The organism is Kribbella swartbergensis (genome assembly GCF_054784135.1).
This window is the reverse complement of sequence record NZ_BAAGPM010000025.1, coordinates 38,472-56,609: the sequence shown is the minus strand read 5'-3', so window position 1 is coordinate 56,609 and position 18,138 is coordinate 38,472. Positions and strand designations below refer to the sequence as shown.

14 protein-coding genes are annotated in these 18,138 nt (G+C 70.2%); 8 read left to right on the top strand and 6 right to left on the bottom strand.

Translation table 11 applies throughout. The annotated features are described in order from the left end of the window. The first annotated feature begins 5 nt into the window (after positions 1-5). Both ACYVOK_RS23060 and ACYVOK_RS23055 read left to right on the top strand, forming a co-directional pair. On the top strand, positions 6-365 hold the full coding sequence (locus tag ACYVOK_RS23060) for a hypothetical protein (protein ID WP_460664590.1): 360 nt from the start codon (positions 6-8) through the stop codon (positions 363-365). A 55-nt stretch (positions 366-420) separates the two neighbouring features. After that, a complete protein-coding gene (locus tag ACYVOK_RS23055; RefSeq protein WP_460664589.1) occupies positions 421-960 on the top strand; it encodes a GNAT family N-acetyltransferase in 540 nt (179 codons plus the stop codon). A gap of 7 nt (positions 961-967) precedes the next feature. On the opposite strand, the gene ACYVOK_RS23050 is transcribed toward ACYVOK_RS23055, so the two are convergent. The 6 genes from ACYVOK_RS23050 to ACYVOK_RS23025 form a co-directional block, all read right to left on the bottom strand. Continuing rightward, complete coding sequence (locus tag ACYVOK_RS23050; RefSeq protein ID WP_460664588.1) at positions 968-1,792, bottom strand: bifunctional allantoicase/(S)-ureidoglycine aminohydrolase; 825 nt, start codon at positions 1,790-1,792, stop codon at positions 968-970. Beyond that, positions 1,789-3,132: an allantoinase AllB gene (gene allB / locus ACYVOK_RS23045; RefSeq protein WP_460664587.1), complete on the bottom strand. Its 1,344-nt coding sequence runs from the start codon at positions 3,130-3,132 to the stop codon at positions 1,789-1,791. The genes ACYVOK_RS23050 and allB overlap by 4 nt, the downstream gene beginning before the upstream one ends. After that, complete coding sequence (locus ACYVOK_RS23040) at positions 3,129-4,409, bottom strand: glycerate kinase (protein ID WP_460664586.1); 1,281 nt, start codon at positions 4,407-4,409, stop codon at positions 3,129-3,131. Before ACYVOK_RS23040 ends, allB begins: the two co-directional genes overlap by 4 nt. 227 nt (positions 4,410-4,636) lie before the next feature. Further along, positions 4,637-6,472: a glyoxylate carboligase gene (gene gcl, locus ACYVOK_RS23035; RefSeq protein ID WP_460664585.1), complete on the bottom strand. Its 1,836-nt coding sequence runs from the start codon at positions 6,470-6,472 to the stop codon at positions 4,637-4,639. Then, a complete protein-coding gene (locus ACYVOK_RS23030) occupies positions 6,472-7,356 on the bottom strand; it encodes a 2-hydroxy-3-oxopropionate reductase (protein ID WP_460664584.1) in 885 nt (294 codons plus the stop codon). Before ACYVOK_RS23030 ends, gcl begins: the two co-directional genes overlap by 1 nt. Positions 7,357-7,378: 22 nt before the next feature. Further along, on the bottom strand, positions 7,379-8,179 hold the full coding sequence (locus ACYVOK_RS23025) for a hydroxypyruvate isomerase family protein (RefSeq protein ID WP_460664583.1): 801 nt from the start codon (positions 8,177-8,179) through the stop codon (positions 7,379-7,381). A 167-nt stretch (positions 8,180-8,346) separates the two neighbouring features. Here ACYVOK_RS23025 and ACYVOK_RS23020 point away from each other — a divergent pair, with 167 nt between their 5' ends. From ACYVOK_RS23020 to guaD, 6 genes are all read left to right on the top strand, one after another. After that, positions 8,347-9,879 (top strand): PucR family transcriptional regulator, encoded by a 1,533-nt coding sequence (locus ACYVOK_RS23020; protein WP_460664582.1) that lies wholly within the window; start codon positions 8,347-8,349, stop codon positions 9,877-9,879. Between the two features lie 153 nt (positions 9,880-10,032). Further along, positions 10,033-11,958, top strand: a complete 1,926-nt coding sequence (gene uraD, locus ACYVOK_RS23015) for a 2-oxo-4-hydroxy-4-carboxy-5-ureidoimidazoline decarboxylase (protein ID WP_460664581.1) — start codon at positions 10,033-10,035, stop codon at positions 11,956-11,958. After that, positions 11,955-13,397 carry a xanthine dehydrogenase small subunit gene (locus tag ACYVOK_RS23010; RefSeq protein WP_460664580.1) on the top strand — a complete coding sequence of 481 codons (1,443 nt, stop codon included), beginning with the start codon at positions 11,955-11,957 and terminating at the stop codon, positions 13,395-13,397. The genes uraD and ACYVOK_RS23010 overlap by 4 nt, the downstream gene beginning before the upstream one ends. Further along, the gene (xdhB, locus tag ACYVOK_RS23005; protein ID WP_460664579.1) at positions 13,394-15,751 is read left to right on the top strand and encodes a xanthine dehydrogenase molybdopterin binding subunit; all 2,358 of its coding nucleotides are present in this window, start codon (positions 13,394-13,396) and stop codon (positions 15,749-15,751) included. Before ACYVOK_RS23010 ends, xdhB begins: the two co-directional genes overlap by 4 nt. Then, the gene (xdhC, locus tag ACYVOK_RS23000) at positions 15,748-16,800 is read left to right on the top strand and encodes a xanthine dehydrogenase accessory protein XdhC (RefSeq protein ID WP_460664578.1); all 1,053 of its coding nucleotides are present in this window, start codon (positions 15,748-15,750) and stop codon (positions 16,798-16,800) included. Before xdhB ends, xdhC begins: the two co-directional genes overlap by 4 nt. Continuing rightward, positions 16,797-18,077 (top strand): guanine deaminase, encoded by a 1,281-nt coding sequence (gene guaD / locus ACYVOK_RS22995; protein ID WP_460664577.1) that lies wholly within the window; start codon positions 16,797-16,799, stop codon positions 18,075-18,077. The genes xdhC and guaD overlap by 4 nt, the downstream gene beginning before the upstream one ends. The last annotated feature ends 61 nt before the right edge of the window (positions 18,078-18,138 follow it).

The window sequence follows — 18,138 nt, the reverse complement described above, 5'->3', positions numbered from 1 at the left end:
TCCCAGTGCCGCGCTTTGTCTTGATCGCTGCGTACGTCGCCTGGCCCGTCGGGGTGTTCCTGGCGCGCTTGACGACACCGGTGAGACGCCGTTGCTTGATGGCTGCCGCCGGCGGTTGGCTGGCTGCCCTCGCGGTGGGGACAACCGGCACACCGGCTGAGCGGGCGATGCCGGCGGGCCTCCTCGTCGGTGCCGGACTGGGGCTGGCTGCCCAGCTGATGGTGGCGCGTGGGGTGACGTTCGAGTGGGAGCCGGCGCGAACGTACGACGCGTACGACGGGAAGATTGCCGTCGGCGAATGGGTGGTGCTGGGGCTCGCCGGGGTCGTCTGCCTGGTGGGCGTGGCCGGTCTGGTCTGGCGTTGACGTGTACGCGCCGAGTGAGGGGTTGTGGACGGGGAGTCGGCGGTAGATTCGTGGGATGGGATATGCGCTGGGGCGGCTGGATCTTCGGCGGTGGCGGACGGCTGACGCGCTGCGGTTGTCGGCGGCGCATCAGGATCCCGAGATGGTCAACCAGGGCGGGATCGTGGACAAGGCGTCGGCCGTCGACTGGATCGGCCGGGTGGCCGACCTCGACAACGGGCACGTGTACGCCGTCGTGGACGCCGAGGACCACCCGGTCGGCTGTGTGGCGGTGACGAACATCGACCGGCACCAGGTGGGCTGGACGTGGTACTGGACGCTCGCCGAGGTACGCGGCCAGGGCATCGCCCGCGACGCCCTCCGCGCACTGGCCAACTGGGCACACCAGGAGGCCGGCCTCTACCGGCTCGAACTCGGCCACCGGACGAACAACGCGGCATCGTGCGCGGTGGCCGCCGGCGCCGGCTTCCTCTACGAGGGCGTGGAGCGCCAGCGCCTGGCCTTCGACGGCAGCCGCTTCGACGTCGAACGCCACGCCCGCCTCGCCACCGACCCCCTCACCCCACCCCAACGCCCGGTCACCATCAGCCTCTAGGAAGGCGTCAGAGGGTCAGCTTGGGGTGGCGGTTGACGTCTTTGTAGAGGAGGTAGCGGAAGCGGCCGGGGCCGCCGGCGTAGCAGGCCTGGGGGCAGAAGGCGCGCAACCACATGAAGTCGCCCTCCTGGACCTCGACCCAGTCCTTGTTCAGCAGGTAGACCGCCTTGCCCTCGAGCACGTAGAGGCCGTGTTCCATCACGTGCGTCTCGGGGAACGGGATCACGCCGCCGGGCTCGAAGGTGACGATGTTGACGTGCATGTCGTGGCGTACGTCGTCCGGGTCCACGAACCGCTGCGTCTTCCACCGACCGGCAGTGTCCGGCATCTCCACACCCTCGACGTCGACCTCGTTGGTGACGAACGCCTCGGGTACGTCGATCCCGTCGACCCGCTCGTACGCCTTCCGGATCAGATGGAACCGGGCGACCTGCTCGCCGGCGTTGTGCAGCGTCCAGTCGGCCGACGGCGGCAGGAACGCGTACCCGCCCGGCCCGAGGTCGTGCTTCTCACCGCCGACCGTCAACGTCACGTTGCCTTCGACAACGAACACGACCGCCTCCGCGCCGGGGTCGGTCTCCGGCTTGTCGCTGCCGCCGCCGGGCGCGACCTCGACGATGTACTGCGAGAACGTCTCGGCGAACCCGGACAGCGGACGGGCGATCACCCACAGCCTGGTGTCGTTCCAGAACGGGAGCCGGCTGGTGACGATGTCCCGCATGGTCCCGCGCGGCAGGACGGCGTACGCCTCGGTGAAGACGGCGCGGTCGGTGGTCAACTCGGTCTGCGCGGGCAGACCGCCGCTCGGGGAGTAGTAGCGCGGTGCTGTCATCGTTGGTCTCCTCGGGTCAGCAGCCGGCCCCTGGGGGCGGCCTCGATGTCGACGGGTGTGCCGCGCAGCCAGGTGCTGCGGACGACGCCGTCGAGCGGCCGGCCGTCGTACGGGGTGATGGCGTTCTTGTGGTGCAGCGTGCTGACGTCCACCACGAAGGTCTCGTCCGGCGCGAAGACGCAGAAGTCGGCGTCGTACCCGACCTCGATCCGGCCCTTGTGCCTCAGCGCGGTCTGGGCCGCGGGCGCCTGGCACATCCAGCGGGCGACGTCGGTCAGCGTGAACCCACGTCGGCGCGCGCCGGTCCAGACTGCTGACAACCCGAGTTGGAGCGAGGCGATTCCGCCCCACGCCTCCCCGAAGTCGCCGGTGTCCAGGCGTTTGAGGTCGGCGGTCGACGGCGAATGGTCGGAGACGACCAGGTCGATCACGCCGTCGCGGAGGCCGTCCCAGAGCCGGTCGCGGTTCTCCGCTTCCCGAATGGGTGGACAGCACTTGTACTGCGTCGCGCCGTCGGGGATCTCCTCGGCGCTGAACGTGAGGTAGTGCGGGCAAGTCTCGGCGGTGACCCGGACCCCGTCGCGGCGGGCCTCGGCGAGGATGGGCAGTACGTCGGAACTCGACACATGCAGGATGTGGACGCGACACCCGGTCCGGCGGGCCAGGTCGACGACGGCGGCGACCGCGGTGTTCTCGGCCTCGCGCGGACGGGAGCGCAGGAAGTCGAGGTAGCTCGCGCCCTGCGCGGCCGGTGCGCTATCGATGCCATGCGCGTCCTCGGCGTGGACGATGAGGAGGCCGTCGAATGCCGCGAGTTCACGCATAACCGGCTCGAGCTCGTCCGGACCCAGCGGGGGAAACTCGTCGACGCCGCTGTGCAGCAGGAAGCACTTGAAGCCGAAGACGCCGGCGTCGTGCAGCGGACGCAGCTGGGCGAGGTTGCCCGGAATCGCGCCGCCCCAGAAGCCGACATCGACGTACGCCTGGCTAGCCGCGGTCTTCCGCTTGAGCTCCAGCGCCGGTACGTCGCAGGTCGGCGGAATGCTGTTGAGCGGCATGTCGATGATGGTCGTCACGCCGCCCGCCGCGGCCGCTCGGGTCGCGCTGGTGAAGCCTTCCCAGTCGGTGCGGCCCGGGTCGTTGACGTGCACGTGCGAGTCGACCACGCCCGGCATCAGCACCTCGTCGTCGCCCAGCACGAGCTCCTCGGTGGCCTCGAGTTGGGCGTCGTACGGCGCGACGGCGACGATCCGGCCGTCTCGCACCCCGACGGCGCGCTCCACCTCGCCCGCGGCGCTCACCACCCGGCGGGCCCTGACGACGAGGTCCACCGCTGTCATGCCAGTCCCCTCTCAGTTGCTGTCATCGTAGAACTCGGCAGGTGGTCGGCCGCGATCCTTTCCCCGAGTTGCCGCAACAACGGGATCGGCTCGGCGATACAACGCCGTACGTCGCGCTCGAGGTCGGTCAACGCGTACGCCGCGGCGATCCCGGCCCGACGGAGGCGGTCGGACTCGAGCCGGTTGCTGCCGCAGACCGCGACCACGGGTACCCCGGCCTTCTGTGCCGCCGCAGCCACCCCGACGGCCGCTTTACCATGCAGGGTTTGCTCGTCCAGGGCACCTTCGCCGGTGACCACCAGATCCGCGCCGACAAGGTGCTGGTGAAAACCGACCAGGTCGAGCAGGAGATCGATGCCGGGTCGCAACTCAGCGTCAAGCAGAGCAAGAGCGGCAAAACCCACCCCACCCGCCGCCCCAGCCCCGGGGCTGTCCCGAAGATCGGCCGCCGGGCTGGTGCAGGTGGTGTGAGGAAGGTCGGACCCCGGGCCGGTGCCGGTGGCGGGACGGAGATCGGACCCCGAGCCGGTGCCGGCGGTGGGACGGAGATCGGACGCCGGGCTGGTGCGGGGGGTGTGGCGGCGGGCGTTGGCGACTAGATCGGCCCAGTGGGTCAGAGCGGAGTCGAGTTGGGCGACCTGTGCGGGGTCGGCGCCCTTCTGGGGGCCGTACACCGCGGCCGCGCCGGTCGGCCCGGTCAGCGGGTTGTCCACGTCGCACGCCACCACCACGTCCACGCCCTTCAGGCGCTCGCGGAGAGGGCTCAGGTCGAGGGCAGTCAGGTCCTTCAAGGCGGCGCCGCCCTCGGCAAGGTGGGCGCCCGAGGCGTCGAGCAGCTTGGCGCCCAGGGCGCGGACCAGGCCTGCGCCGCCGTCCGTGCTGGCGCTGCCGCCGATCCCGAGGATGATGCGGGTGCAGCCGGCGTCGATCGCCGCGGCGATCACCTCGCCGGTGCCCCGAGAGGTCGCGGTCATAGGCGCCGGCCGACCACCGGGCAGCCGCACCAGGCCGGAGACGTCGGCGAGCTCGACAACAGCAGTCTCACCGCGCCGTGCATAACCGCTGCGGACCGGCTCCCCGGTAGGCCCGCACGCGGTGACCGGCACGAACTCGAACCCCGCGGCGACGGCCGCGGCGAGAGTGCCGTCACCGCCGTCCGCCACAGGCACAGCATCCACAACCACACCAGGACAGGTACGACGTAACCCTTCCCCCACCGCGGTTGCCACCTGATTGCTGGTCAGACTCCCTTTGAACTTGTCCGAAGCAACAACCACCCGAAGCCCCGCCCCTCGCTCCGCTCGGGGCGGGGGAGATGAAGAAGCCGGCGCAACCGGGACGGGACACCCTCCGACGGGTCGCCCCCGGGCCGGGGGCGTGGAAGCCGACGTCGTCGGTGCCGGACGACCCCCGACCGGGCACCCCCGGGACGGGGGTGTGGAGGCCGGGGTTGTCGGTGGGGGGTGGCTCCCGGAGGGGCGTGGGGGGATGGCGGCGTCTGGCATCAGCTGACCGGGGTTGGCCCGCCGGGAGCCGGGGCGGCCGCGGTGGCGGAGGCCTGCGCCGGGGCGAGGGGGGTGATTGCGGTGGGGGCGTCTTCGGGGTGTTGGGCTAATTCTTCGAATTCGGTGATGTTGTTGATTTCTTGGCCCATGGAGACGTTGGTGACGCGTTCGAGGATGACTTCGACGATGATCGGGACCTGGTGTTCGATCATCAGTTTCTTGGCCAGTTCCAGGGCGGGGAGGATCTCGTCGGGTTCGGTGACCCGGACCGCCTTGCAGCCGAGGCCTTCGGCGACCTTCACGTGGTCGACGCCGTACCCGTTGACCTCGGGGCTGTTGATGTTCTCGAACGACAGCTGCACGCAGAAGTCCATGTCGAACCCGCGTTGCGCCTGACGGATCAACCCCAGGTAGGAGTTGTTCACCACGACATGGATGTACGGGATGTTGAACTGCGCACCCACCGCCAGCTCCTCGATCAGGAACTGGAAGTCGTAGTCACCGGACAGCGCCACCACGGTGCTCTCCGGGTCGGCGACCGCGACGCCCAATGTGGCGGGCACGGTCCAGCCAAGTGGTCCCGCCTGACCGGCGTTGATCCAGTGCCGCGGCCGGTACACGTGCAGCATCTGCGCCGCCTGGATCTGCGACAACCCGATCGTCGACACGTACCGCGTGTCGGGTCCGAAGGCCCGGTTCATCTCCTCGTAGACGCGCTGCGGCTTGATCGGCACCGTGTCGAAGTGAGTCTTGCGCTGCAGCGTCGTACGGCGTTCCTGACACTCGGCGACCCAGGCCGAACGGTCCGCCAGCCGTCCCTCGGCGGACCATTCGCGAGCCACCTCGACGAACATCTCGAGCGCCAGGCGGGCGTCGGAGACGATGCCGTAGTCGGGTGCGAAGACCCGGCCGATCTGCGTCGGCTCGATGTCGACGTGGATGAACTTCCGGTCGGCCCGATACACGTCCAGCCCACCGGTGTGCCGGTTCGCCCACCGGTTGCCGATGCCGAGGACGAGGTCCGAGGCCAGCAGGGTCGCGTTGCCGTAGCGGTGCGAGGTCTGCAGACCGACCATGCCCGCGGTCAGCGGGTGGTCGTCCGGGATCGCGCCCCAGCCCATCAGGGTCGGCACGACCGGTACGCCGACGAGCTCGGCGAATTCGACCAGCAGATCGGCCGCGTCCGCGTTGATGATCCCGCCACCGGCGACGATCAGCGGCCGTTCCGCGGCGTTGAGCAGCGCGAGGGCCTTCTCGGCCTGAGCCTGGGTCGCGGCCGGCCTGGCCACCGGCAGCGGTTCGTACGTGTCGATGTCGAAGTCGATCTCGGCCAGCTGGACGTCCAGCGGCAGGTCGATCAGGACGGGACCCGGACGGCCCTCGCGCATCAGCTGGAAGGCCTTCTGGAACGTGCCCGGGACCTGGGCGGCCTCCATCACGGTGACTGCCCACTTCGCGACCGGCTTGGCGATCGACGCGATGTCGATCGCCTGGAAGTCCTCCTTGTGCAGCTTGGCGACCGGCGCCTGACCGGTGATGCACAGGATCGGGATCGAGTCGGCCGCGGCCGAGTACAGCCCGGTGATCATGTCGGTCCCGGCCGGTCCCGACGTACCGACGCAGACCCCGATGTTGCCGGCCTTGGCCCGGGTGTACCCCTCGGCCATGTGGGAGGCGCCCTCGACGTGCCGGGCGAGCACGTGCTTGATGCCGCCGTGCTTCCTCATCGCACTGTAGAAGGGGTTGATCGCGGCACCGGGCAGACCGAACGTCTGGGTGGCGCCTTCCTTCTCCAGGATCAGGACCGCGGCGTCGACCGCGCGCAGGCGGGCCATCAGTCCGACGCCTTACCGGACAGGCGCTCGACACCGCGCAGCAGAGCGGAATGGTCGAGGCCGCCGTCACCGTTCGCCCGGGCGGAGGCAACCAGCTGGGCGACCAGGGCTCCGAGCGGTACGGCGACCCCGGCCTCGCGCGCGGCCGCGGTGACGATGCCCATGTCCTTGTGGTGCAGGTCGATCCGGAAGCCGGGCTGGAAGGAGCGCGAGAGCATGTTCTCCTTCTTCTGGTTCAGCACCGACGAGCCGGCCAGGCCGCCGCCGAGGACCTCCAGGGCGGCCTTCGTGTCGACGCCGTACGCCTCCAGGAAGATCACGGCCTCGGACAGCGCCTGGATGTTGGCGGCGACGATCAGCTGGTTGGCGGCCTTCACGGTCTGGCCGGAGCCGCTCGGGCCGACGTGGACGACGGTCTTGCCGACCGCGTCGAACAGCGGCTTGGCGGCCTCGAAGTCGTCCGCGTCGCCGCCGACCATGATCGACAGCGCGGCGTTCTTCGCCCCGGCCTCACCGCCGGAGACGGGGGCGTCCAGGATCCGGAAGCCGAGCGCGCGGGCCTGCTCGGCCAGCTGCTGGGTGACATCGGGCCGGATGCTGGAGAAGTCGATGATCAGCGAGCCGGTCTCGGCGTGCTGGAAGACGCCGTCCTCACCGGCGAGCACCTGCTCGACGTCGGGCGAGTCCGGCACCATCACGCAGATCACGTCGGCGCCCTTGACCGCGTCGGCGACCGAGGTCGCGTAGCGGCCGCCGGCCTCGACCAGTGGAGCGCCGCGCTCAGGACTGCGGTCGAGGCCGGCGACGGTGTGACCGGCATTCGTCAGGTGCACAGCCATCGGGCTGCCCATGATGCCGAGACCGATGAAGGCGATGTTCGTCATGTCGGAGATCTCCAAAGATGTGTCAGCGGGCGGCGCGCGGCAGCCAGCCGAAGCTGTCGACGGTGGTGGTGGACGGCTTGTACTCCAGGCCGATCCAGCCGGAGTAGCCGTTGGCGGCGAGGGCAGTGAGCTGCCGGTCGAGCGGGAGCGTGCCGGTGCCGGGCTCGCCGCGGCCGGGGGCGTCGGCGATCTGCACGTGCGCGATCCGGTCGGTGTGCTCGGCGATCACCCGGTCGACGTCGTCGCCGTTGACCGCGAGGTGGTAGAGGTCCGCGAGCAGCCCGACGTTCGGCTCCCGGACCCGATCGATCACGGCGAGCGCGTCGGCCGCGGTCAGCAGCGGATAACGGTCCGCGCCGCTGACCGGCTCGACGAGCACGGTGGCGTCGATCCGGGCCGCGGCCTGAGCGGCGAGGGTGAGGTTCTCGACCGCGAGGTCGTCCTGCTCGGTCGAGGAGTGGTCGTCGTCGCGGTTGCCGTAGAGCGCGTTGAACGCCCGGCAGCCGAGCCGCTCGCCGATGCCGACGGTCACGTCGATGTTGTCCCGGAACTCACCGGACCGCTTCGGCCACGACACCAGGCCGCGGTCGCCGCCGGGCATGTCGCCGGCGAAGAAGTTCAGGCCGGTCAGCTGGACGCCGGCGTCCTCGATCGCGGTCACGAACGCGTCAACGTGCCGGTCCGGCGGGACCGCCTCGACGAACGGCCACCAGAACTCGACGGCACCGAAGCCGGCCCGCCGGGCGGCCGCCGGGCGCTCCAGCAACGGCAGCTCGGTGAACAGCAGCGAGCAGTTCACCGTGTAGCGCAGCGGGTTGGTCATGACATTTCTCGACTTTCCGTATTGCGGAAGTTGACTTCTGTTCTGCGAAATGACCATAGGCGCGGGTCCGGGATGCCGTCAAGGGTGTGGTGGTTCCGGCCACGCGGGCGGGCGTTGTACGTTCCTCTGAGGGACCGGTCGTCGTGCCGGGCCGGAGGAGGTGCGCCGTGCTGCTGTCCGAGCTGCTCGACGCGCCGGAGCTCGGCCTGCGTCTGCTGCACCTGGCCGAGGACGCGCTCGAGCGTCCGGTCGGCCGGCTGGTCACCACCGACCTGCTCGAACCCGGCCGCTACCTGAGCGGCGGCGAGGTGGTTCTGACCGGCCTGGTCTGGCGTCGCAGCGACGCCGACAGCGAGACGTTCGTGGCCTCGATCGCCGGCCGGGGAGCCACCACGATCCTGGCCGGCAAGGCGCTGCTCGGGGACGTCCCGGCCGACCTGCTCGAGGCCTGCCGCCGCCACCAGGTCACCCTCGTCGAGGTACCGACCGAGGTCGCGTTCGCCGATGTGACGGAGTACGTCGCCGCCGCCGGCTCGGCCGACACCGGTGCGCGGCTGTCCGCGAGCCTGGTGCGTCAGCGGCAACTGCTGTCGTCGATCGCGGCCGGCCGGAGTCTGGACGAACTCGCGGACCGGATCTCCGCCGAGATCGGGCACGACTGCCGGCTGATCACGCCGACCGGCCGGCACGTCGTCCCGGGGCCTGGTGAGCTGGACGACGAGATCCTCGACGTGATCTCACGGCGCTTCCTCACCGCGGATCGCACTCCCGCGGTCGCCGATGCGAGAGGCACGCCGTACAGCCTCTTCCCGGTCGGGTCCGGACTTGGCAACCGGTTGACCGCCTGGCTGCTGGTGATCGAGGGCGACCACACCGAGTGGTCCCGCGACCATGTCGAAGCGGTGCACGAGTTGTGCGCCATCGCCGCGCTGGACCGGGCGCGCAGGGACGAAGGGCGACACGCATTGCGGCCGTTGGTGGCGGACGCGCTGGCTCTGGTCGAGTCGGGTGCACCGCACGCGGAGGTCGCCACGCGGCTCCGGCAGGCGGGTGCGCGGCCGGATCTGCCGATGGTGGTCGCCGTCGCCGACCTTCGGGACGACGGGCCGAGCGAGGTCGCGATCACGCTGCTGGAGGACGTCGCGTTGACGGTTGGGCCGGCTGTGGTGGCGCCGGGCCGTGACGGCGTGCTCGTTGCTCTGCTGCCGTTCACCACAGGACTCCCGGATCAGTTGCGCAGGGCATTCGGCCGGCTGTCGCCCGGACTGGTCAGGGCGAGGCTTGCGGTCGGTGTCAGTGGTGAGACCGGTCTCGATGCGTTGGCGGGTGCGCTCGAGGAGGCACGGTTCGCCCACCGGGTGGCTCGGTCCGGCAGTACGCCGGTGTCGGTGGTGACGTCGGACGAGGTCGCCTCGCACGTGTTGCTGCTGGCAACGTTGCCCGACGACGTACGGCGTACCTACACCCATCGGGTGCTCGGGCCGGTGCTCGAGCACGATCGGCGGACCAACGCGGACCTGCTGACCACGCTGCAGGAGTTTCTCGCCTGCGACGGCTCGTGGTCGCGGGCGGCCGAGGCGTTGCACCTGCACGTGAACACGGTTCGGTACCGGATCGAACGCGTTGAGCAACTGACCGGACGCGATCTGTCCCGGCTCGAGGACCGGGTGGACGTGTTCCTGGCACTGAAGTCGCTCTGAACCGCCCGGTTTGGGTGATCGTACAGATTCGGCCCTGCCGGAGCGGGCCAACTTCGGATGTTCATCGGGTTAAAACGCGGTCGGCGTACGTCGATGCTGTCGTGCGGATCACTTGTGCCGCCGCGCTCCCGTGCCATCCGAGGAAGGTGCCCGATGAAGGCAATCCTGCGACCGAGCCGCCGAGCCGGCCGTCATCCCGTCGACGAGGTCCTGCCGCCGGTCAAGCTCGCCGTGTACGGCTTCCAGCACGTCCTGGCGTTCTACGCCGGCGCCGTGATCGTACCGATCCTGCTGGCCAACTCCATCGGGCTGAGCACCCAGGAACTCGTCCACCTGATCAACGCCGACCTGTTCACCTGCGGGATCGCCTCGATCATCCAGTCCGTCGGGTTCTGGAAGGTGGGCGTCCGGCTGCCGCTGCTGCAGGGCGTGACGTTCACGGCGGTGTCGCCGATGATCGCGATCGGCCTGGCCGCGGGCGGCGGGACCGACGGCCTGCTGGTGATCTACGGCGCGGTGATCGTGGCCGGCCTGGCCACCTTCTTCCTGGCGCCGTTCTTCAGCAAGCTGATCCGGTTCTTCCCACCGGTCGTGACCGGGTCGGTGATCACGATCATCGGCCTGGCGCTGCTGCCGGTGGCGGCGGCGGACGCGACCGGGGGCGCCGGCCCGACGTCGGACCCGACCAGCGGCAAGAACCTGGCCTACGCGCTGGGCACGCTCGCGCTGATCGTGCTGATCCAGCGGGTCTTCAAGGGGTTCATGGCCACCATCGCCGTCCTGGTCGGCCTGGTCGCCGGCACGCTGGTCGCGTGGGCCTTCGGGGACGCCCACTTCGACGCCGTCGCCGGGTCCGGCTGGGTCGGTGTGACCACGCCGTTCCACTTCGGCTGGCCGCAGTTCTCGGTGGCGGCGATCATCTCGATGGTCGTGGTCATGCTGATCACCGCGGTGGAGACGACTGGTGACGTCTTCGCGACCGGTGAGATCGTCGAGAAGCGGATCGGCCGCGACGACGTCGCCCGCGCGCTGCGCGCCGACGGCCTGGCCACCACCGTCGGCGGTGTCTTCAACTCCTTCCCCTACACGTGCTTCGCGGAGAACGTCGGCCTGGTCCGGCTGACCCGGGTGAAGAGCCGGTGGGTGGTGGCGTCGGCCGGCGTGATCATGATCCTGCTCGGCCTGGTGCCGAAGGCCGGTGCGATCGTGGCCGGCATCCCGCACCCGGTGCTGGGCGGCGCCGCCCTGGCGATGTTCGCCACCGTGGCCGTGGTCGGCTTCCAGACGCTGGCCAAGGTCGACTTCCACGACCACCGCAACGTGGTCATCGTGGCCACCAGCGTCGGCCTGGCCATGTACGTGACGGCGCAGCCGCAGGTCGCCCAGGCGGTGCCGGGCTGGGCCGAGATCATCTTCGGCAGCGGCATCACGCTCGGCAGCCTGACCGCGATCCTGCTGAACATCGTCTTCCACCACGTGGGCAAGGACTACGGTCCCGCGGTGGCCGGCCAGCCGGGTGACTCGGTGCGGCTGGACCAGGTGAACCAGATGTCCCGCGACGAGTTCGTCGAGACCTTCGCCGGCCTGTTCCAGGGCCCGCGGTGGATGGTCGAGCGGGCCTGGGAGATGCGGCCCTTCACCGACACCCACGCCCTGCGCCGCTCGTTCCAGGAGGCGCTGTTCTCCGGCTCGCACGAGGAGCAGCGGCAACTGATCGAGGCCTACCCGCAGCTCGGCTCGCAGCTCGTCGCCGACGGGCTCAGCGGGGAGGCGTCGCTGCGCGACCAGTCCGCCCGCGGTCTGACCTTCCTGGCCGAGCCGGAACGCGACCAACTGGCCGCGATCACCGAGGCGTACCGCGAGCGGTTCGGCTTCCCTCTGGTCATCTCGGTCCGCGACGCCGAGTCCCTCGACCGGATCATCGAGCAGGGCCGCGACCGGCTGGGCAACTGCGAGAACCAGGAGCACGCCGCCGCCCTGCTGGAGATCGCGAAGATCGCCGGGTACCGGTTCGACGACTTCCTTTCCGAGGCCAACCCGATCCATAGTGCAAGAACCCGCTGGAGCAGCAGCCGATGAGTACGACGACGACGCAGGCCCCCTCGATCACGGTCAACGGTGAGCAGACCGCCATCGGCACCGTGGCCGTCCACACGACCGTGCTGGACTGGCTGCGCGACCGTGGGCTGACGGGAGCCAAGGAGGGCTGTGCCGAGGGTGAGTGCGGCGCCTGTTCCGTGCTCGTCGCCCGCCCCGGGACCGACGCACCGACCGAGTGGACCGCGGTGAACGCGTGCCTGGTGCCGATCGCATCCCTCGACGGTCAGGAGCTCGTCACGTCCGAGGGTCTGGGTTCGCCGTCCGAACTGCACCCGGTCCAGCGGGAGCTCGCCGTACGCGGCGGATCGCAGTGTGGCTACTGCACTCCGGGCTTCGTGTGCAGCATGGCCGCCGAGTTCTACCGATCCACGCGGACGACGTCCAACGGGCACTGCGACCACGAGCACGGACCGAACGGGTTCGACCTGCACGCCTTGAGCGGGAACCTGTGCCGGTGCACGGGTTACCGCCCGATCAAGGATGCGGCCTACGCCTTGGGCGAGCCGGCGGTGGACGACGCGCTGGCGGCTCGCCGGTCCGCGCCGCCGCCTCCGCCGGCGAGCACCAGGATGTCGGTCGACGGGGCCGAGTTCCTCCGGCCGGCCGACCTGGACGGCGTACTCGAAGTACTGGCCGAGAACCCCGAGGCGCAGATCGTCGCCGGGTCGACCGACGTCGGCGTGGAGGTGAACCTCCGGGGTGCCCGCAAGCCGCTGATCGTCGCGGTGGACCGGCTGGCCGAACTGCGGGAGTTCAGCTTCGGGCCGGACGAGGTGCGCATCGGCGCCGCGCTGACGCTGACGGAGGTCGAGCGGCTGCTGGCCGGCCGGATTCCTCTGCTGGCTCAGCTGTTCCCGCAGTTCGCGTCCCGGCTGATCCGCAACGGCGCGACGATCGGCGGCAACCTCGGTACGGCGTCGCCGATCGGTGACACCCCGCCCGCCCTGCTCGCCCTGGACGCCTCACTCGTTCTGGTCTCCCGCCGCGGCGAGCGGGTCGTGCCGCTCGCGGACTACTTCACCGGTTACCGCCAGACCCTGAAGGCACCGGACGAGCTGATCCGGACCGTCGTCGTACCGCTGCCGCTCCAGCGGCTGACCGCTTTCCACAAGATCGCCAAGCGCCGCTTCGACGACATCTCGAGCGTCGCCGTCGGGTACGCCGTCGACGTCGAGGACGGCGTCGTACGACGGGCAAGGATCGGACTCGGCGGTGTCGCCGCCACACCCTTGCGTGCCCTGGCCACCGAGCAGGCGCTGATCGGCAAGCCGTGGACCGAACGGACCGTCCGGGAGGCGGCCGCGGTGATGGCGACCGAGGGTACGCCGATGGACGATCACCGGGCGAGTGCGTCGTACCGGTCCGCGATGCTCGGTCAGTCCCTCCTCCGGTTCTACGCGGAAGGAGCAAGCGCATGAGCTCCCTGTCAGAACGTCCGCAGCAGGCCGTGGTCGGGCTGCCGCTGCCACACGAGAGCGCGGCACTGCACGTGACCGGCCAGGCCCTCTACACCGACGACCTCGTCGTCCGGACCCGCGACGTCCTGCACGCCTGGCCCGTGCAGTCGCCGCACACCCACGCCCGGATCACGGACCTTCGGGTCAAACCGGCGTACGACGTACCCGGCGTGGTGCGGGTGCTCACCGGCGACGACGTACCCGGAGTGAACGACGCCGGCGTCAAGCACGACGAGCCGTTGTTCCCGACCGAGGCGATGTTCCACGGACACGCGATCTGCTGGGTGCTCGCGGAGACACTGGAGGCCGCGCGACTCGGTGCGGCAGCCGTCGAGGTGGACTACGAGCCGCTCGATTCGCTGGTGACGGTTCGCGAGGCCATCGCCGCCGGGAGCTTCCAGGGGACCGGGCGGCACCTGTCACGTGGTGACGTCGACGCCGCGTTCGGCCAGGCGGCGCACGTGTTCAGCGGCGAGTTCGAGTTCGCCGGCCAGGAGCACTTCTACCTCGAGACCCACGCCTCGCTGGCATTGGTGGACGAAGCGGGTCAGATCTTCGTCCAGAGCAGCACGCAGCACCCGTCCGAGACGCAGGAGATCGTCGCCCACGTTCTCGGCGTACCGAGCCACGAGGTGACTGTGCAGTGTCTCCGGATGGGAGGGGGGTTCGGAGGCAAGGAGATGCAGCCGCACGGGTTCGCCGCGATCGCCGCACTGGGGGCGACGCTGACCGGACGGCCCGTGCGGCTGCGGCTCAACCGGACGCAGGACATCACGATGTCGGGCAAGCGGCACGGGTTCCACAGCCAGTGGCGGGCCGGCTTCGACGACGACGGCCACCTGGTCGCGCTCGACGCCACGCTGACCTCGGACGGCGGCTGGAGCCTGGACCTGTCCGAGCCGGTGCTGGCCCGCGCGATGTGCCACGTCGACAACGCCTACTGGATTCCCAATGTCCGCGTCGACGGCCGGATCGCCAAGACGAACAAGACGTCCCAGACCGCGTTCCGGGGCTTCGGCGGCCCGCAGGGCATGCTCGTCGTCGAAGACATCCTCGGCCGGTGCGCACCTCTGCTCGGGTACGACGGGACCGAACTGCGCAGGCGCAATCTCTACCGCCTCGGCGACACCACGCCGTACGGGCAACCCGTCCGGCATGCCGACCGGCTGGTGTCCTGCTGGAGCCAGGTGTCGGCCGACGGCGACGTCGTCCGGCGCCAGGCGGAGATCGAGGCGTTCAATGCTTCGCACACGCACCGCAAGCGGGCGCTGGCGATGACGCCGGTGAAGTTCGGGATCTCGTTCAACCTGACCGCGTTCAACCAGGCCGGTGCGCTCGTGCACGTCTACAAGGACGGCTCGGTGCTGATCAACCACGGCGGCACCGAGATGGGGCAGGGCCTGCACACGAAGATGCTGCAGGTCGCGGCCACCACACTCGGCGTCCCGCTGGCCCGCGTTCGGCTGGCCCCGACCCGCACCGACAAGGTGCCGAACACGTCGGCGACCGCGGCCTCGTCCGGGGCGGATCTCAACGGTGCCGCGATCAAGAACGCGTGCGAGCAGATCCGCGAACGGCTCGCGCAGGTTGCCGGCGGCCGGCTCGGGATCAGCCCGCACGACGTACGGTTCACCGACGGCGAGGTGCGCGGCCTGTCCGGCGACAGCGCGACGTGGGAGGAGGTCGTCCACAGCGCCTACTACCAGCGCGTCCAGCTGTGGGCGGCCGGTTTCTACCGCACCGAAGGGCTGCACTGGGACGCCAACGCGATGCACGGCGAGCCCTTCAAGTACTTCGCGTACGGCGTTGCCGCGGCCGAGGTCGAGGTGGACGGGTTCACCGGCGCCTACACGCTGCGGCGGGTCGACATCGTCCACGACGTCGGCGACAGCCTCAGCCCGCTGATCGACATCGGCCAGATCGAGGGCGGCTTCGTCCAGGGCACCGGCTGGCTGACCCTGGAGGATCTCCGCTGGGACGAGAGCGACGGACCGCAGCGCGGCCGGCTCGCGACTCAGTCTGCGAGTACCTACAAGCTGCCCAGCTTCTCCGAGATGCCTCCGGAGTTCAACGTTCGTCTGCTCGAGAAGGCCCACGAGGACGGTGCCGTCTACGGCTCGAAGGCCGTCGGCGAACCGCCGCTGATGCTGGCGTTCTCGGTCCGCGAGGCGCTGCGGCAGGCCGCGGCCGCGTTCGGGCCGGCCGGGACGAGCGTGGAGCTGCCCTCACCCGCTACCCCCGAGGCCGTCTACTGGGCGCTGGACCGCGCCCGGTCGTCGGTTCGGGCGGAGCGGCTCGAGGCGAGTGGGGTGTGACGACCGAGATGGAATGGATGAAGGCGGTCGAGCGGCTCCGCGAGCAGCGGAAGCCCGGCGTACTGGTGACGGTGATGTCCGTCCGCGGGCACGCGCCGCGCGAGGCCGGAGCCAAGATGGTGGTCGCGGCCTCGGCGACCTGGGCGACCGTCGGTGGCGGCAACTTGGAGGCGGTCGCGGTCGAGCGTGCGCGGGCGATGATCGCGACCGGTGTGAGTGAGCCCGAGGTGCTCGAGGTCGGCCTGTCGGACAAAGCGCCGTACCAGCACGGGGTTCAGTGCTGCGGCGGCGAGGTGAAGCTGTTACTCGAACCGCTGCCGGTGGTGCCGTCGGTGGCGATCTTCGGCATCGGTCATGTCGGGCTCGAACTCGCCCGGATCCTGGCCCGGCACGACATCGAGTTGCACCTGATCGACTCGCGGCCCGACCAGCTGGTGGCGGAGCGGCTGGCGGTCCTCGACGACGCGGTCGCCAACCTGCACGTGCACCACGTGCCGGTGTTGCCTGAGCTCGTGGTCGGTGAGCTGCCGCCCGGCACGCACGTGCTCGTGATGACCCACGACCACGCGGAGGACGCCGCACTGTGCGACGCCGCCATCCGCCGGGAAGACCTGGCGACCATCGGGCTGATCGGGTCCAGTGCCAAGTGGTCGCGGTTCCGCCGCAAGCTCGCGGAGGACGGCAACCCCGCCGAGGCGATCGCCCGGATCACCACCCCCATCGGCCTCCCCGACCTCGCCGGCAAGGAACCAGCCGTGATCGCGGTCAGCGTCGCCGCGTCACTCCTCCAGCAATTCGTCGCCGAACGCACCCCTGCCCTGGCCGATCCCCCGCCGCCCGCGTCGACTCGATCCACCGAGCAGACATCCGCGCCGGCCGAGTCGGCTGCGCACACTCCCGCGTCGGCTCGACCCGCGGGGCAGACTCCCGCGCCGCACGCGTCCGCCGAGCAGGGTGCCGGGCGGGCTGGATCCGCCGAGCGGCAGTCCGCGTCGGCTCAACCCGCCGAGCGTCGCCCTGCGCCGGCTCATCGTGAGGCGAAGGCATGACCATCTTCCGTGGCACGTTCATCGACACCCCCGAGAACCCGTTCAGCGGCGGCGGCCTCCGGGTCGACTCCGACGCCGGCCTGCTGGTCTCGGACGGTGTAATCGTTGCCCGCGGCCCCTTCCTGGAGATCCGCCGGGCACATCCCGCCGAACAGATCGTGGACCTGACCGGCGGCGTCGTACTGCCAGGCTTCGTGGACACCCACGTCCACTTCCCGCAGATCCGTGCGGTCGGCGGCCTCGGTCTGCCGCTGCTCGAATGGCTCGACCGCTATGCACTGCCCGAGGAGGCCCGCATGGCCGACGCCGGCTACGCGGCGGGCGTCGCAGCCGAGTTCGTCCGGGGCCTCGCAGCGGCGGGGACGACGAGCGCACTCGTCTTCGGAGCACACTATGCCGACGCGGTCGACGTACTGTTCTCAGCCGCGTCGGAGGTCGGTCTGCGCGTCACCAGCGGACTGGTCGTCAGCGACCGACTCCTGCGTGAGGACCTGCTGACGACGCCCGAGCGGGCTTACACCGAGTCGCTCGCTCTGGCCGACCGCTGGCACGGCGTCGGACGCAACAGGTACGCCGTGACACCACGATTCTCGCTGTCATGCACCGACGACCTGCTCGCAGCCTGTCGCACGATGCTCGACGAAGTCCCCGGCTCACTGTTCACCTCACACGTCAACGAGAACGAGGCCGAGATCACCACGGTGTCCGAGCTGTTCGGCGGCTGCGACTACGTGACGACGTACGACAAACACGGCCTGGTCGACCGCCGAACCGTGCTCGCGCACAACGTGCACCCGACCGACGTCGAACTCAAGATGCTGGCCGAGGGCGGAGCGGCGGTCGCCCACTGCCCGACCAGCAACGCGGCCCTGGGCAGCGGCTTGTTCCCACTTGCACGTCACCTCCAGTACGGCGTACGGGTCGCGCTGGGGTCGGACGTCGGAGCCGGCACTGGCTTCTCGTTGCTGAAGGAGGGTTTGCAGGCGTACTTCGTGCAGCGTCTCCTCGGCGACCAGGGTTGCGCTTTGTCGGCCGCGCATCTGCTCTACCTGGCGACCGCTGCCGGCGCCGAAGCCCTCGGCCTGGACGATGTAGGCGACCTCAGCGTCGGCAAACGCTTCGACGCCCAGTTGCTGCGCCCAACCGACGGCTCCCCCCTCGCCGTAGGCGTCGCCCACGCCGACGACGCCGAGGAAGCCCTCGCCCGAATCTTCACCCTCGGCACCCCCGCCGACGTCCACGCAGTCTGGATCGACGGCGAACTCCTCCACCGCTGACGAACACCGGAAGCCGGCTGACCGAACCCCGGTCAGCCGGCCGTCCGTACGTCACGGACCC